We start from the raw sequence: 16,035 nt of genomic DNA on the forward strand, positions 1-16,035 counted from the left end.
ACTACATACCTAGTTATAATATTTAATTATATAAAAAGCCCGGATAAAATCCGGACTTGGGGTTTGAAAGAATTTAATAATCTATTTTAGAATGAATTAAATACGGATTAGAAGTTGTACCGGATTCCCAATTGTCCCTGGAATCTCGAAGCCAACTGATCGATGGTGTACGGTAGCCCCGGTGTTTTAAAATTGTAAACCGGATCTCCTGCAGAAGGCTGCCCTGCCGCAACATTTCCTACTTTCGTAAGACCGACACTCGATGTTGAGTTAAAGGTATTCGGCACGAAGTATACTTTACCCCAGTCTTTGTTCAGCAGGTTCGTCGCATTGATGATGCTGAATGAAATCTGCAGGGTGTTTTTTGATTTTTCATTTAATCTTATTTCGTCCATAATCCTGAAATCTGCCTGGATGTTCCAGGGGGTGAAATCACCGTTTCTTTCGGTAAACTTCCCTCTTCTGCTGTTCAGGTACTCGTTGCCGCTGATGAATTTTTCATAATCGGCTGCCTGTTGCTGTGCCGTTACCAGGATGCTGCCGGAAGCATCTTTTACCGGAGCGATATATTTTGCCGCTTCGGTGGCATCCTTAAAGATATAAGCAAGACCAGCTGCCTGCCCGGTATCGGCGATCGTACTGTTTACAAATCCCCAGGAGAAAGGGTTTCCGGACTGTGCATTAAAGTATACGTTGGCCGATAATCTGTTCGACTGGGAAAGCGGAACGGAATAGCCTACATTGGCCACGATCCTGTTTTTGATCGCAAAGTTGGAGGTCGTTAGTTTAGGATCGTTCGGAGTCAGGGACTGGTTCATCTGCCAGTTGCTCTCCATGGAATTCCGGATCCCGTTGGTAATGTCTTTCGCATCACCGTAAGTATACGCCACAAAGAAATTCAATCCGAAATTATAGGTTTTGGAAAGCTGGGCCGTCAGGTTGTAACGGTAGCCTTCTTTCGTATTGGAAAGCATATAGGCATTGGAGAAATTGCTGTTGATATTGGTCGTATAAACCGGCATTTCGTGGTTCGTATCATAGCTGTAATACGTTACGTTATCCGTCTTGTTCACCTGCTGGAATCTCAGGTCGTATAAAACCTTGGTGTAAATACCTTCCAGGGTAAATTTATATCCGGACAGCGTATAATCGAAGCCTAATGAGCTTCTCCATACCCGCGGCATCTTAAAATTGTTGTCGATTAAATCTACCTGTACTTTAGAAGAATTCTGCCATTTCGGAAAATTCCCGCTTACCAGCGGATCTCCGTTGGCAGCCAGCTGGGCAGCGGTCGGCGCATTGTAATCGTAGCTTCCGAATCCTACCCCGTCGTTATAATATGCGTAGCCGATCCACGCAAAAGGAATTCTTCCCACAAAAATCCCTGATCCTCCTCTCATGACAACCGACCGGTCCTGGGTAAGGTCTAAATTAAATCCTAATCTCGGGGAAATGGTCGGCTTGTTCAGGTAATCGTTGGTGAGATCACCTAATTTTGTATACGTATAAGTAGTTCCGTAATAAGGATCAGCAGGTGAGCTCGTCACTTTCGGGCTTAATACCGGCTTGTTCGGAAGATCGGTATAATCTATCCGTACTCCCGGCGTCAGTCTCAGACTTCCCCAGTTGATTTCGTCCTGAAAATAAGCCGATAACAGGTTTACTTTATAATGCGCATAGGGATTATCGAATAAGTTCTGTAGGTCTTCTCCTGTCAAAGAATAGGTTCCGCGGATCCTGGCCGGATTTGAGTTATAGAAATCGTTTAAGCTCTTATAGGAAATTCTTCCGTTCAGTGCGTTTACGAAACCGTAATCAATGTTATACAATTCGTTGTGGGTTCCCAGTAAAAAAGTATGATGCCCTGCTTTATAGGTCAGGTTATCAGTGATTTCAAAAGTTTTCTGTCTCATATTGAAAACCGTTGCCTCCCGGTCGTTTCCAAGAAGGATGGTTCCGCCGTTGTAAGCAATTTCCACCTGCGGGAACATCGCATTCCGGGAAGTTGGGTCCCGGTAATCATGGATGGACGAATATCCAAGCACCAAATTGTTGTTCAGCTTATCATTAAAACGGCTCTTTAGTTCCAGCGTTGTGGTGGAAGAGGTATTTTTCTGTACGAAATCTATGCTGGAGAAACGGAAGTTGGCCGCGTCTCTTTCAAGATTGGAAGCATGGGAAAATACGGTATTGTTTTTAATGGATAACGTATGTTTATCGTTAATTTTCCAATCTAATTTATTAAATAGCTTAGAGCTTTCGGAAAAATTGGTGTACTGATCGAAGCTTCCGGTATTGAAACCGTATTTGGTTCTTACGAAATCCGAAATCTGTTGGGCAACGTTACCATTTACCAGCGATCCTTGGTCTCCGGCATTATAGAAAACCGGATCCGTTCTTTTCGTATATTCCATATTCGTGAACAGGAAAAGCTTATCCTTAATCACAGGCAGTCCGACCCTTCCACCGTAAATAAAATCTCCGAATGAATTCGGCATTTCGGAATTGTCTCCCACTCTGTTTCTCCCTGTAATGGCCGCATTTCTGCCGTAGAAATATAGAGATCCTTCTACATTATTGCTTCCGCTGCGGGTAACGGCATTGATGCTTCCCCCTAAGAAATTTCCTAATTTTACATCATAAGGCGCAATGTAGACCTGCACATCCTGGATGGCATCGAGACTGATGGAATTGGACCGCGTGCTGCTTCCCGGCATTCCCGAGGTCCCGGTCTGTCCGCCTAGAGAAGGGCTGAATCCAATGGCGTCGTTATTAATAGAACCATCGATGGTGACGTTATTATATCTGAAATTGGTTCCATTGAAGGAATTATTGGCACTTTGAGGAACGAGCTTCGTAACATCCTGAATGCCCCGGTTGATATTCGGCAATCCTGAAATCTGTGCCTGGCTGATGCCCACCCCGAATTTAGCGGCTGTGGTTCTTTTGGAAGTCAGCTTTACTTCATCAATTATTTTCTCATTGCTGCCCAGTTCCACTACCGGAAGATCGTTGTTTCCCAGGGAAAGCTGCACATTGTTGTTGGAATATACCACTTTTGTGCCGTCGGTTACCTGAATGATGTAAGGACCGCCCGGCTGCAGGTTGTCCAAGCTGAACTGTCCATTTTTGCTGGACTTGGTTTCAAAGCTGCTGTTGGTTGGGACGTGGGTAACTTTAATGGTCATTTCGGAAGAGGTCCCTCTCAGTCTCCCGAAAATTTTAGAGCTGGTTTCCTGCGAAAAAGCAAGGCTGAAAGATAATAATGCAATCGCACAGATTATTTTTTTCATTTTTTTAATACTTCAAAATTGTATCGCAAAATTATTCAGAAGTGCATTTTGAGGCCGTTAACATAGGGATAACATTCCGTAACAAAATATTTAACGGTTCCTTAAAAAAAAATTAAAATGCTTTATTTGGATATGACGTTTTATATTTTTTCAGATATTAATTTTATGAAAAATTCAATGTTGACAGGGATTTGGTGCTTTAAGTTTAATTTAATTTTTTTTTAACCGTAAGTTTAAGTCCCTGAAATAAAAAAGCCTTCCGCTTGGAAGGCATGGAATTTAATGTCTTTGCTGATTAGTTAGGAACCTGGGCTTTTTCGTAGATCAGCCCTTCGGATTGCAGTTCTTTCCAGAAGTCGGAAGGAATACTTTCTTTCCAGGCTTTTACATTATCTTCTACCTGCTCCGGCTTGCTGGCTCCCGGGATAATCGATACGAATTCATCGGCGGCGAGCACAAACTGAAGCGCCGCATGGGTAATCGTCGTACCGTATCTTTTGGCAATGTCGCTTATTTTTTCACGTTTTTCCATCATTCCTTTCGGGATGACATCTTTATAATTGTATCTCGGCCTGCCATTGATAAATCCGGAATTGTATCCGGCTCCGGAAACCAGCTTTACACCTGCTTTTTTTACGGCAGGAAGCAGGCGGTCAACCGCTTCTTCATGGTCCAGGATTGAGTATTGGGTCGCTGAAAGGCAGATGTCGGGATCGGCAGAATCCAGGCAGTCCAGGATCGGCTCTATTTTATTGACGCCCATTCCCCAGGCTTTGATTACGCCCTGATCACGAAGCTCCGATAATACTTTAAAAGCTCCGGCTCTGGCCTGTTTTAAAAAATAATCATACCGGTCGCCCACCTGGTCCTCGGAAAGGTCATGCACATACACGATATCGATATGGCTCAATCTCGTTCTTTCCAGACTTTCCTCAATAGATCTTTTGATGGCATCCGCGGTATAATTATGTTCAAAATCGAAAGGTAAAGGATCCTGCCACATCGTTGGCGGCACTTCATCTTCAGGAACTTCCACAAACAGGCGGCCCACTTTGGTAGAAAGTACAAAATCTTCCCGGTTCTGACTGTGCAGGAAATTCCCGAACCTTCTTTCACTTTTCGTAAGGCCGTACCACGGTGAGGTATCGTAATAGCGGATTCCAAGATCCCAGGCTTTCTGTAAGACTTCATACGATTCTCCGTCGGTCAGGGATTCAAAGGCAGTACCGATAGCGACTCCGCCTAAACCCAGCTGATGTTTTTCCGTTAAAATGTCTGATTTCATTATATTGTTATTTAAGATTTGGTCCGGTATAGGATACAAACATCGTGCAGGGAATTCCCGACTGTCCGGTTTAGCCGCTGTAATAAGTACCACAATCTTTTCTTTGGCGTTATTCTTGAAGCTTATTTCAGACCATTACAAATCATTATATATGAAAAAACACATCGTTATCGTAGGCGGAGGTTTCGCAGGCATCAACCTGATCAAATCTCTGGTGAATGACAAACGATTCAGAATTACACTGGTCGATAAGAACAATTACCATTTTTTTCCGCCGCTCATCTACCAGGTGGCCACTTCATTTATTGAAGCTTCCAATATCAGCTATCCTTTCCGGAAAATGATTTCAAAATACAAAAACGTTAATTTCCACATGGGAAGTATCGTAAGAGTTGACCATGAGCATAATGCCCTAGAAACGGATAACGGTATCCTTCAATACGATTACCTGGTTCTGGCACTGGGTACGGAAACCAATTATTTCGGTATGGAAAATGTAAAAAAATGTTCACTGTCGATGAAAACCATCGATGAGGCTCTATACCTCCGAAATTACATGCTGCTTACTCTTGAAGAAGCGGCAAGGAATAAAGACATTAAAAAAGCGCAGAAATTACAGAATATCGTGATCGCCGGAGGCGGCCCGACAGGTGTGGAGCTTGCCGGGATGATTGCCGAAATGGGCAGTTATATAGCTGAAAAAGAATATCCGGAAATCAAACTCAGCCTTTCCAATATTTACCTGATCGATGCCCTTCCGACTTTGCTTTCACCGATGAGTAAAACTGCTCAGGAAGCGGCTCATGAACGGCTTACCAAATTAGGGGTTAAAATTATCCTGAATGTTGCCGTAAAAGATTATGTAGACCAGAAAGTGATTTTAGCCGACGGACGAACCATTGATACAGAAACCCTGATCTGGACTTCCGGGGTTATCGGCCGTGAAGTTCCCGGATTGCCTGCCGAAAGCATAGGGAAAGGAAGAAGGATACTTGTAGACGCTTACAATAAAGTACAGGGTATGAAAAATATTTACGCTTTGGGAGATATCTCCTTGCAGCTTACGGATGAAGATTTCCCGAAAGGACATCCGCAGCTGGCCCAGGTGGCGATTCAGCATGCTCTTAATCTGGGAAAAAATTTAAAAAGAATCGAGGAAGAAAAGGTGCAGCTTCCTTTTAAATATAACAATAAAGGAAGTATGGCGATCATCTCAAAATTTGATGCCGTAGTAGACCTTCCGAAGTTTTCATACAAAGGATTTATTGCCTGGCTTACCTGGCTTTTTATCCACATTATCCCACTTGTTACCTTCAGGAGCAAAGCGCGTCTGGCATTCAACTGGCTTAGACTTTTTATCACGAATAACCCATCCATCCGACTTATTTTACGCCCGAAAAAAGAGACCGGCCAGTACGAACAATTTTAAAGTTCCTGATATATTTCATAAATTTACGGGCCGTAACAATTCGGTTGCGGTTAAAATTTCCTGAGAGTGAATATTCATAATAAAAAAAAGTTTCTGAGCTTCCTGAAGTTTAAGAGAGACTTTCAGAAATATGGACTTGAAAAAGCACGCAGTTACGAGATTATTCTGCATTGGCTTAACAACAGGCTCAGCCGGAATCAGTTTCTTGTATTATCCGGAATCCTGGTCGGCTGTTCGGCAGGCCTTGCGGGCGTTGTACTTAAAACCCTGGTGCATAACATTCATCATTTTATCACCACCGAAGTCCATTTCGAATACCAGATCCTCTTTTATGTGATCTTTCCCTTTCTGGGAATTGTACTGACGACCCTGATTGTTTTAACGATATTTAAAGGCCAGGACCGGAAAGGAATCGGCGTCATTCTTTATGAAATTGCCCAGAATTCCAGTATTGTTTCTTCGGTAAAAATGTATTCCCAGATTGTCCAAAGTGCAGTTACGGTAGGATTGGGAGGTTCTGCCGGGCTGGAAAGCCCGATTGCCGTTACGGGCGCTGCCATCGGATCCAATTTTGCCCAGACTTACCGCCTGAGCTATAAAGAACGGACCTTATTGCTCGCCGCCGGAGCTACCGCCGGGATTGCCTCGGCATTCAATGCACCGATTGCCGGGATTATGTTTGCGTTTGAGATCCTGCTTACGGGCGTAGTCTTTACCGATTTTATTCCTCTGGTAGTAGCGGCCGTTTGCGGAAGCCTTTTATCCCGTATCCTTCTGCAGGAAGATGTGCTTTTCAGGTTTTATACGCGTGAAGCATTCAATTATAAAAATGTTCCGTATTATTTTATCTTAGGGATCGTTACCGGATTGTATGCCCGGTATTTTGTCCTTGTTTCGAAGAAAGTCGAGCATTTTATCAAAGAGCTGAAGATGTCGCGAATAAGAAAGGCAATGTTTGGCGGCGCCGTGCTTTCCTTGCTGTGTGTCCTTTTTCCGCCTCTGTTCGGAGAGGGTTACGATACGGTAAAAGCCTTTACCAACGGAAATACGCACAACATTATCCAGAACAGCTTTTTCAGGTATTTTGAGATCAAAAATTTTACGATTATTATTTTCCTGATTCTTGTTTTATTGTTGAAGGCTTTCGCTACTTCTTTTACAATTTTCAGCGGCGGAAACGGCGGGAATTTTGCCCCTTCACTTTTTGCCGGCGGAACCGTAGGCTATCTGTTTGCCATTATCTGCCAGCAAATTGGTTTCGCAGATGTGCCCGTTACCAATCTGGTGCTGGTTGGGATGGCCGGAGCGATGAGCGGCGTAATGTATGCTCCTCTGACCGCTATTTTCCTGATTGCAGAATCGAGCTTCGGCTACGACCTGTTTATTCCGTTGATGATCGTTTCTATCATCTCTTACCTGATTGCCAAATGGTTCTCCCCTATTTCTCCTGAACTGAAATCGCTTGCCGACCAGGGAAAAATTTTCACAAACAAACATGACAAGAATTTATTGTTTTCCCTAAAAACAGAAGAATTTATCGACCGTTATTCCCAGTCCGTCAATGAAAATGCTCCAATTACGGAATTATTTGACCTCGTAAAAAACGGAAACAAAAACATATTTGCCGTTGTGAATTCGGAAAAGATTCTTCGTGGAATTTTAACGCTGGATGACATCCGCCCTTACCTGTTTACGAATACGGAAGTTTCCGCCAGCATTACCCAGATCATGAAGACCCCGCCCGCAGTAATCCATCCTGAAAACCAGCCACTGGAAATCCTTCAGGCTTTTGATGACACCGGGGTGTGGAATCTCCCGGTAGTAAATGAAAACAATATCTTCATCGGTTTTATCTCAAAATCTACTATTCTGATGAGTTACCGGCAGTTGCTGAAAGAATATTCGGAATAGAACCAGGTATGATTTATATAATTAAATAAAATCCGCTCAGAAATTTTCCGGGCGGATTTTTTATGTGTAAAAATAGATTAAGATTTCTTTGACACGTTAGTCAGATAAGGTTTAGATTAATGCTTTAAAGAACATTTTAGAACACATCAGAATAAGATATGAACTTTTCCTTTGCTTCCCAATATAATTTGTCGGAATCACATGGGGATGGCAAACAGAGCAGGCATAAAAATAATAACAGTTATGTGGAGAAAACTTCCTTTTTCTTTCTTGCGTCCTATTAACCTGTTTGTAATCCGGTGGTTTATGTTACTTAAAATCGGAAGCTTTATTCAGCAGTTCAATATCTTCGTGATCCAGATGAAGTTCCGGGGCGGCAAATAAAGTTTCCAGCTGGGATTCGCTGGTGGCACTTACGATCGGTGCGGTGATCAGCGGGTTGGATAATAGCCAGGCCAATGCAACTGTTGCCGGTTTTGAGTGGTGCCTGCTGCTGATTTCATCCAGCACTTTTAAAACTTCCAGGCCTTTCGGATTCAGGTATTTCCTTGCCCCTTCTCCCCGCTGGCTTTTGGAAAGGTCAGATTCATCACGGTATTTGCCGGTAAGAAAGCCCGCTGCAAGAGACCAGTACGGAAAAACGCTCAATCTGTATTCTTCAGCTATAGGCGCATAATTATTTTCAAAGCCTTCTCTTTCCATTAAATTGTAATGTGGCTGTAAGGCGACATATTTCGGAAGGTTATGTTCTTCGGCTGCGTTAAAAGATTCCTTAAGTCTTTCCGGTGAAACATTGGAAGCGGCAATAAAGCGTACTTTACCCGCTTTTATCACTTCATCGTAAGCCGATAATATTTCTTCTACCGGCGTCTGTTTGTCGTCGAAATGGGTATAATACAGGTCGATGTGATCAGTCTGAAGTCTTTGCAGCGATTCGTCTACCGATTTCAGAATATGTTTACGGCTGATGTCGTAGCCGTGCTCCTTGGTTTCGGACCCTACCTTTGTCGCAATGACCAGATTGTTCCGGTTACCGCGGCTCTTCATCCATTTACCGATGATTTCCTCAGACTGCCCGCCTTTACCGTTGACCCACCAGGAATAGGTATCGGCCGTATCAATGAAATTAAAGCCCTTATCGAAGAATCTGTCCAGGACTTCAAAAGATTGTTTTTCATCCAGGGTCCATCCGAAAACATTTCCTCCGAAATTAATCGGAGCAACAGACAAATCGGTATTTTTAACGGTTCTTTTTTCCATAAATTTATTTTGTGGTTAATACTATAAAACTAACCTAAATATACTGAATTTATTTTTGAATGTTGGCTGAGTAGGTCAGTCACAGATTAATTATCGAACTTTTCATATTGGAAACGCAAAGCCCCAAGAGTTTTAAATCCTTGCACCTTAAAAACATAAAGTTATTTAAAAACTTTTGCTTCCTTGCGTTCCCAACATTATTGAGTGATCTCAAACGTAATCTTCAAAAGAAAACGCCGAATATTGTATTTAATTCTTAAATTTGACTTATGCGAAAGAATATTTATCTTATCATTTTATCATACGTTCTGGTAAGCTGCTATACTTATCAGGTTAAAAAGCCGACAGATCCGGCAGCTGAGAATCAGAATAACTCCCGGAGGAATGTCGAGTCTGCTGTTGACATGCAGATGAAAAATGCAGGAGCACAATCCCAGAATATGAATGCACAATCTCCTGCTCCCGTTAACGTTCAGCAAAAACTTGCGCCCAATAAAAATGTTAAGATTGATGTAGATGGAAAAAGCTATAAAGTTATTGTAGACCGCTGGGAAAGTGACAGTTTGGTGGCCCACCCGGTTCATAACCCCAAAAGAGTTCTGAAATTCCATAAAAATCAGATCAACGCGGATAAAATCGCGGAGAAACGTTTCTCACAGCCCATTGCCGATATTATTACGGTTGCGGCTTATACCGGAATCGGGGTTGCGATTTATTACCTGTTGCAATAGGTTTTTTTGTTTAAAGTTCCCAGTTAAGGTCTAATCTAACAAAGCGGTCTTAGCCGTAAATAAAAAAGATCAGTTGTTAGACTGATCTTTTTTATTTTATTTAATTTCAAGTTATTAAATTTCTCCCATCACATACATGTTTTCCATAGTGGGAACCGGACTTCCACCCTGCTTTTCCAATGTAATGGCGAATGCCTGTGCTTTCGGAATATTAGCTAACGCAATTCTGCTGTCTTTTTCTTCGGTATACATTCCTGCATTTACCGGTTTTCCGTCAGCGATGGCCCAGAGCTGGTACTGCATACCTTCAGGTGCCTTCGGCAGCTTTTCTGCATCCAGATAAACGGCTTTGGTTTTTTTATCCCAGAAAACCATGGCTTTTGAATCCGTATGTTTTTCAACACCCTTCAGCATCACCACTTTCATATCAGGATTGGAAACCATTTCCATTTTCTGATTCATTTTCTGCATGGCAAAATCCTGGGTTTTCTTTTCTTCCTGCATTCCGGCGATTTCTTTTTTCGTCTGTGACTGTTCATTCATCCAAAAAAGATTTCCGGCAACACTGATCAGGAACAGAACAGATGCAGCAATGGCAAAAGTCTTCCAGTTGTTGTTTCCTTTAATTCTAATTTTCTCCTGTGGCCTTGCAACGGGAATATCCGGTGCAAAAACAGTTTGTTTTTCTTCAGCAGGCTGTTCCTGCTGTATTTTGTTCCAGATTTTTGATTTTAAATCCGTTGGAGGCGTCACAGCCTGTACTGTGGCCAGATCTTCCAAAGTTTTCTGTGCTTCTTCGAAAGCGGCCTTTACCTCTGCATTGTTCTTCATCACACACTCCAAAATCCCCGCTTCGTCTGGCGAAGCAAGACCTAGAATATAGGATTCTATAATTCCGGATGATATGTACTCTTTCGTATTCAATTTATTGATAATCTTTTAGCAAATCTTTTAATTTCATCAGCGCATTCCGCATCTTGGTTTTTACCGTCCCCAGGGGTATCTTCAGTTTTTCGGAGATCTCATGCTGAGTGTATCCCTGATAATACGCGAGGTTGATAAGTTCCTGCTTGTCAGTTTCCAGATTTTCCAGGACTTTATTAAATCCGATAAAATCGGAAGAATCATTGGTCGTTGAAAGCTCTGCAGAATCATATACGAAATCGGGAAGCGATTGGTTTTTAAGTTCGTTTTGAAAACTTTTTGATTTTAAATAATCGATCGCGGTATTCCTTGCAATATTGATCATCCAGGTATAAAAGCGACCTTTTGAAGCGTCATATTGACTGATGGAATTCCAGATTTTAACGAAAACATCCTGAATAATTTCTTCAGTATATTCCCTTGACTGAACGATTCGGAGGATAACTCCATATAATGCACCAGAATAGTTATCATACAAATGATGAAAACCGGTCTCGTTTCTATCTTTTAATAAAACGATAAGCTGCTCTTCCGAATAGTTTGTTTTAATAGTGGATATTTTTGTTTCCAAATGTAGTAAAATAAAGTAAATAACAAACAATTTTAAAGCCATATTGTTCAATATTCTGAATTATTCTTAAATCATTGAAAAAAAAACCATAGATAATACCTGAAGTATGGAAAAACATTAATTTAAAATAAATATTTCAATTAATTTTTGAAAAATAAAATACTGTAAATCAATTAATTGAAATTTAATCCTGTTTTTTTTTCATTTTTTTAAATCTGAAACAAAACCACTGTCGTAAATGAAATCAGAACACATCCGGATACAACATTGAACTTAAAAATAAAAAAATGAACACAAGATCAAAAATCACTGCTTTAGGAATGGTTATTCTTTCTTTCGCTCTCAGCGGAACGGCAGCAGCTCAACAAATGAAAGAAAAAACGGTAATGGTAGGCGGTGCTCCGATGTACCCTTCTAAAAATATTATTGAAAATGCCGTAAATTCCAAAGACCATAAAACATTAGTAGCAGCGGTAAAAGCTGCAGGATTGGTAGAAACTCTTCAGGGTGCAGGACCTTTTACAGTATTTGCCCCTACGGATGCAGCATTTGCAAAACTTCCGAAGGGAACGGTTGATAATCTTGTAAAGCCTGAAAACAAGGAAATGCTTACTAAAATTCTAACCTATCATGTTCTTCCGGGAAGATACAGCGCAAAGCAGATCTGGGCTGAAGTGAAAGCCCAAAACGGTAAGGCAATGATGAAAACCGTACAAGGTGAAGAATTGACTTTCTGGGCAAAAGGAAAAAATCTCTATGTAAGGGATTCAAAAGGAAATGACGCAAAAGTAACGATTGCTGATGTAAATCAGTCAAATGGTGTTATTCATGTAATAGACACGGTATTGATGCCGTAATGGTTTCTTAGTTTAAACAGCATAATTTTTTTATGCTGTTTTGTTCTTTTATCAGTTTATACTAACGCTTAAATAAAATAATATTATGAAAAAAACTATTAATGTGTCTAACCAGGGAGCAACCCTGGATACAGGCAGAAGAAATTTTTTGAAGCTGAGCGGTGTAGGTCTTGCCATGGCCGGCCTTACCCTGATCGGTTGCGAAGATAAGGAATTCGAATTCGTAGACGTGAATGTCTTCGATCTTGGAAAAGGAGATGTGGGTATCCTGAATTATGCATATGCATTGGAGCAGCTGGAGGCTGATTTCTATACCAAAGTGGTTAATAATTTCTATTCAGGTATTTCAAGTGCTGAAAAAGAGATTTTTACTGATCTGTATCATCATGAGGTAATCCACAGAGATTTCTTTAAAACAGCAATCAGCGGAGCAACATCCAATGTATTGCCAACGCTTGAGTTCCAGTACCCGAATGTGAACTTTAACGACAGGAATTCCGTACTGGCAACGGCGAAAGCCCTTGAAGACACCGGGGTTGCCGCTTATAACGGAGCAGGAAAGTACATCAGCAATCCGGATTATCTTGTAATTGCAGGAAAAATCGTTTCCGTAGAAGCAAGACATGCTTCTGCAATCAGAAACCTGATTAACCCCGGAACGGCAGCGTTCTCAGGTGATGATGTGATTGATTCGAACGGACTGGATCTTGCAAAAGAGCCGAAAGACATCGTATCGGTAGCAGGAGGATTCATCAAAACACCTTTTACTTGGAAAGAACAGGGAATCGGTTAATTATTCACTTCAAAAAATTACATTATGAACATTCTTAAATTACTAGATAAGCTTTCTGACGATAAATTTTTCACTACAGAAACTTCAAGATTGGAAACTCTAACCAATATTTCATCATTCGGTAAAAAAGCGGCAGTTGCTGCACTTCCGCTAGGACTGGGAGCCTTAATGAGTACACCTGCCAAAGCAGAAACCGTAGATAACCAGAAAAACGCAACCTTCTTCAAAAGTACACTGACTGACGCCTTACAATTGGCTTTAGTACTGGAATATCTTGAAGATGAATATTATAGAATAGGATTAAACACTGCAGGTTTAATCCCAAATTCAGACAGAACGGTTTTTCAGCAGATTTCAAAACACGAAACTGCTCACGTGGCATTCCTGAAAAGTACACTGACTTCTTTAGGAACAGCTCCGGGAGCTAAGCCGACTTTCGATTTTACCGCAAAAGGTAATTTCACTCCTTTCACCAGTTACAGTCAGTTCCTTACTCTTGCCCAGGCGTTTGAAGACACCGGAGTAAGAGCGTATAAAGGACAGGCCGGAAACGTAATGTCCAATAAAACCGTATTGCAGGCTGCATTACAGATTCACTCTGTAGAGGCAAGACATGCTTCACAGGTAAGAAGGATGAGAGCAAATAAAGGCTGGATCGAATTGGCAAACGGAGGCAACATGCCTGCGGCAACCAACCCGGTTTACGCTGGAGAAGATAATGTAAACCAAGCCGGTTTCAATACAAGTACTGCGTTCGGAGCAGCAGCAGGTTCTGCAGCTTATGACGAAGTTTTAAGTGGTAGTGACGCTCAGACAATTGCAGGATTGTTTATTGTCTGATCAGTCCTTAATTTTAGCTGTTTATCCCCTTCTGTTTCAGGAGGGGATTTTTATGCAGGGTCATTTTCAACTTTATAATAAGCTTTTCGTAAAGTTGAATTATTAATTAATTTCAGAGATCTGAAAATAAAAACCCTGACCATCAGGAAAGGGTTTAACTACATTTAAAAATTTGAAATATGGTAATGTTATTATTTCAAATATACCGTCTAAATTATTTGTTTTTTATGACCCGGATCAGAAAGGCAGTATTATCTGAAACCTGAACAGATTTCATTCTGAAGAATTAGAGTTATGGTTTAAAATTTGATGTAAAAATAATATGGAAACGCGAAAATTATGGTCTTATATTTTTAAGAACAGAGCATCGGAAAACAAAGCTTCTACAAAAATAAAGGAGGGAGTAAAAGTATTGGCAATAGGCATTATAGCGTTATTTGCTTTTGGGATTTTTACAACTTCTCAAAGGCTTAATGCAGGATAGTAAAAATGTATAAACTCATTTAAAAATATCTATCAGAGCTGGATTTTAAATAATAATATTTTATTATATTTGTATATCGAAATAATTTTTTTTCATCATTTGTGTTTTTTTAGGCTCCTATTCACAGGAGCCTTTTTTATTTAGGTAACCCTTCTTTTATTGCTGGCCGGAACCCAGTTCTTTTTACTGCATTTTTTGCAGGTTCCTGCATTGCCCGGCTGTTTTTCTTCTGTATGTCCGCAGAAAGTACAGGAATAATATCCGTGATCCGTAATATTTTTTAAAGGGTGGTCCAAGGAGCCCGGCATGGTCGGAAGTCCGTATTTTACTTTATCATCTTCGTAAAAGAATACGCTGATTTCCCCGGAGCTTTCTTCAATAGCCTTTTCAACTTGTCCCAAATGCGATACTCCATTGAGTCTCAGTTCAGCAAAAAATTCATCGCTTCCCAGGTTTTCTTTTTTAAAATCTTCAATTGAAAATTCCCCTCCGTCAATCAGGCAGATGCATTTGCCTTCAATGAGCTGCTCAAATTTTTTATTTTTTGCAATTAAATAAGTAATGAGTGTATATAAGAAAGTGATAACTGCAAAAACAATAATCGAAGAAATAACCCCAACTTCTTTATAAAACATCGGATCTCCGGCGGCAGATCCCAGACCGATAATTACCACCAGTTCAAAGATGGAAAGCTGCTTAACGCCTCTTTTTCCAAGGACCCGCAGCCCGATAACAATGGTAACAAACATAATAACGGTACGGATAACAATTTCCAGGATAAAAGGCCATTCTTCCTGGCCCATCAGCAATTCCTTCCAATTTATTTCTAACAGCAATACAGATAACATAACGGTTGTTTAAGTTCCGAGCGTCAAAAAATACGCCAAGACTTGTGGTATGATTGTCTGCTGCAGATCTGCCGGATGATTTTGAAAGGTTTTTGGATTAGATTTGTGCCTGGGAATTGAATTTCCCTCTCCGATTGCGCAGATTTCATGGATGATGGCAGGAAGCTTTCTGTACTAAATGTCTCCTGCTGGATTTTCAAGCATAACCACTGTGATTCTGTTGGTTTAAATGCTGCCTTCAGAGAAAAAGACTTCAGCATCCGTCATCTTTCCTTCAATATCAATCATAGTTAACCAGGAACTTCCAGAATATTTTTATAAAATCAAAAGGCGTGGAAAACATCCGTTTTGATGAAACAGGGAAAATCTATACTGTTGAAGTACCGGACCTGAAAAACAATGACATTAAAAAATAGTACACCGAAAAAATTGCTTTAGGAACCGGCACCCGGCCGCAGCATCCGGATTTTCGAAAGATCAAATCCATCCCAACGTGGTCTACGCCTCATGGTATCTTATAAAAAAGAAGAAGTTCTGAATTCGGTGATCAGAATGCCGCAGAAATTTTCCAGGATCTTCTACCTGAAACGAAAGATGGACTTAAACTAAGCTGATTTGCCCGTACCGGCCGTTTTATTCCAAACTGACGCGGGCACTTACTTCGTCCGGGTATGTAGACCATTTTTATCAGATGCCGTCCCGTCAAAGAAAAATATTCTGGCTAAACAGCCTCTGCTTTTACAAAGGAATCATTTTGACCTCATCAATGATATTTCGATTCACTATACGGAATGAGTGTCGGAAATATC

The 16,035-nt window shown here is 41.0% G+C and carries 13 protein-coding genes; 7 read left to right on the forward strand and 6 right to left on the reverse strand.

Annotation, left to right across the window (positions count from 1 at the left end; all coding sequences use genetic code 11):
* Positions 1-107: 107 nt before the first annotated feature.
* Both FY557_RS02595 and FY557_RS02600 read right to left on the reverse strand, forming a co-directional pair.
* The gene (locus tag FY557_RS02595) at positions 108-3,293 is read right to left on the reverse strand and encodes a TonB-dependent receptor (protein ID WP_149245733.1); all 3,186 of its coding nucleotides are present in this window, start codon (positions 3,291-3,293) and stop codon (positions 108-110) included.
* A 295-nt stretch (positions 3,294-3,588) separates the two neighbouring features.
* Complete coding sequence (locus tag FY557_RS02600) at positions 3,589-4,578, reverse strand: aldo/keto reductase (protein ID WP_149245734.1); 990 nt, start codon at positions 4,576-4,578, stop codon at positions 3,589-3,591.
* Between the two features lie 151 nt (positions 4,579-4,729).
* Here FY557_RS02600 and FY557_RS02605 point away from each other — a divergent pair, with 151 nt between their 5' ends.
* Both FY557_RS02605 and FY557_RS02610 read left to right on the forward strand, forming a co-directional pair.
* Entirely contained in the window at positions 4,730-6,007 is a 1,278-nt protein-coding gene (locus FY557_RS02605; protein ID WP_149245735.1) for an NAD(P)/FAD-dependent oxidoreductase, read from the forward strand.
* Between the two features lie 66 nt (positions 6,008-6,073).
* A complete protein-coding gene (locus FY557_RS02610) occupies positions 6,074-7,918 on the forward strand; it encodes a chloride channel protein (RefSeq protein WP_149245736.1) in 1,845 nt (614 codons plus the stop codon).
* Positions 7,919-8,227: 309 nt separating this feature from the next.
* Here FY557_RS02610 and FY557_RS02615 read toward each other — a convergent pair whose 3' ends face one another.
* Complete coding sequence (locus FY557_RS02615; RefSeq protein WP_149245737.1) at positions 8,228-9,178, reverse strand: aldo/keto reductase; 951 nt, start codon at positions 9,176-9,178, stop codon at positions 8,228-8,230.
* Positions 9,179-9,447: 269 nt separating this feature from the next.
* Between FY557_RS02615 and FY557_RS02620 the strand changes: the two genes are divergently transcribed.
* Complete coding sequence (locus tag FY557_RS02620) at positions 9,448-9,909, forward strand: hypothetical protein (protein WP_149245738.1); 462 nt, start codon at positions 9,448-9,450, stop codon at positions 9,907-9,909.
* 114 nt (positions 9,910-10,023) lie between these two features.
* Here the strand turns inward: FY557_RS02620 and FY557_RS02625 are convergent, their stop codons facing one another.
* Together FY557_RS02625 and FY557_RS02630 are read right to left on the reverse strand one after the other, a co-directional pair.
* Positions 10,024-10,833 (reverse strand): anti-sigma factor domain-containing protein, encoded by an 810-nt coding sequence (locus FY557_RS02625; protein ID WP_149245739.1) that lies wholly within the window; start codon positions 10,831-10,833, stop codon positions 10,024-10,026.
* Between the two features lies 1 nt (position 10,834).
* Positions 10,835-11,404: an RNA polymerase sigma factor gene (locus FY557_RS02630; protein ID WP_228451677.1), complete on the reverse strand. Its 570-nt coding sequence runs from the start codon at positions 11,402-11,404 to the stop codon at positions 10,835-10,837.
* A gap of 287 nt (positions 11,405-11,691) precedes the next feature.
* Here FY557_RS02630 and FY557_RS02635 point away from each other — a divergent pair, with 287 nt between their 5' ends.
* From FY557_RS02635 to FY557_RS20280, 4 genes are all read left to right on the forward strand, one after another.
* The gene (locus FY557_RS02635) at positions 11,692-12,261 is read left to right on the forward strand and encodes a fasciclin domain-containing protein (protein WP_149245740.1); all 570 of its coding nucleotides are present in this window, start codon (positions 11,692-11,694) and stop codon (positions 12,259-12,261) included.
* Between the two features lie 85 nt (positions 12,262-12,346).
* Complete coding sequence (locus FY557_RS02640) at positions 12,347-13,054, forward strand: ferritin-like domain-containing protein (protein ID WP_149245741.1); 708 nt, start codon at positions 12,347-12,349, stop codon at positions 13,052-13,054.
* Between the two features lie 24 nt (positions 13,055-13,078).
* On the forward strand, positions 13,079-13,894 hold the full coding sequence (locus FY557_RS02645; protein ID WP_149245742.1) for a ferritin-like domain-containing protein: 816 nt from the start codon (positions 13,079-13,081) through the stop codon (positions 13,892-13,894).
* 322 nt (positions 13,895-14,216) lie between these two features.
* Entirely contained in the window at positions 14,217-14,378 is a 162-nt protein-coding gene (locus tag FY557_RS20280) for a hypothetical protein (RefSeq protein ID WP_228451678.1), read from the forward strand.
* A gap of 140 nt (positions 14,379-14,518) precedes the next feature.
* Here FY557_RS20280 and FY557_RS02650 read toward each other — a convergent pair whose 3' ends face one another.
* The gene (locus FY557_RS02650) at positions 14,519-15,226 is read right to left on the reverse strand and encodes a YetF domain-containing protein (RefSeq protein ID WP_149245743.1); all 708 of its coding nucleotides are present in this window, start codon (positions 15,224-15,226) and stop codon (positions 14,519-14,521) included.
* Positions 15,227-16,035 lie beyond the last annotated feature (809 nt).

The sequence above is a fragment of the Chryseobacterium sp. SN22 genome (assembly GCF_008329705.1).
Classification (GTDB): Bacteria; Bacteroidota; Bacteroidia; order Flavobacteriales; family Weeksellaceae; genus Chryseobacterium.

Excerpts from the sequence above, each read along its gene's own strand:
- FY557_RS20280 (WP_228451678.1), top strand. The coding sequence starts at position 14,217 with ATGGAAACGCGAAAATTATGGTCTTATATTTTTAAGAACAGAGCATCG.
- FY557_RS02650 (WP_149245743.1), bottom strand. The coding sequence starts at position 15,226 with ATGTTATCTGTATTGCTGTTAGAAATAAATTGGAAGGAATTGCTGATG.
- FY557_RS02615 (WP_149245737.1), bottom strand. The coding sequence starts at position 9,178 with ATGGAAAAAAGAACCGTTAAAAATACCGATTTGTCTGTTGCTCCGATT.
- FY557_RS02595 (WP_149245733.1), bottom strand. The coding sequence starts at position 3,293 with ATGAAAAAAATAATCTGTGCGATTGCATTATTATCTTTCAGCCTTGCT.
- FY557_RS02620 (WP_149245738.1), top strand. The coding sequence starts at position 9,448 with ATGCGAAAGAATATTTATCTTATCATTTTATCATACGTTCTGGTAAGC.
- FY557_RS02605 (WP_149245735.1), top strand. The coding sequence starts at position 4,730 with ATGAAAAAACACATCGTTATCGTAGGCGGAGGTTTCGCAGGCATCAAC.
- FY557_RS02635 (WP_149245740.1), top strand. The coding sequence starts at position 11,692 with ATGAACACAAGATCAAAAATCACTGCTTTAGGAATGGTTATTCTTTCT.
- FY557_RS02600 (WP_149245734.1), bottom strand. The coding sequence starts at position 4,578 with ATGAAATCAGACATTTTAACGGAAAAACATCAGCTGGGTTTAGGCGGA.
- FY557_RS02645 (WP_149245742.1), top strand. The coding sequence starts at position 13,079 with ATGAACATTCTTAAATTACTAGATAAGCTTTCTGACGATAAATTTTTC.
- FY557_RS02640 (WP_149245741.1), top strand. The coding sequence starts at position 12,347 with ATGAAAAAAACTATTAATGTGTCTAACCAGGGAGCAACCCTGGATACA.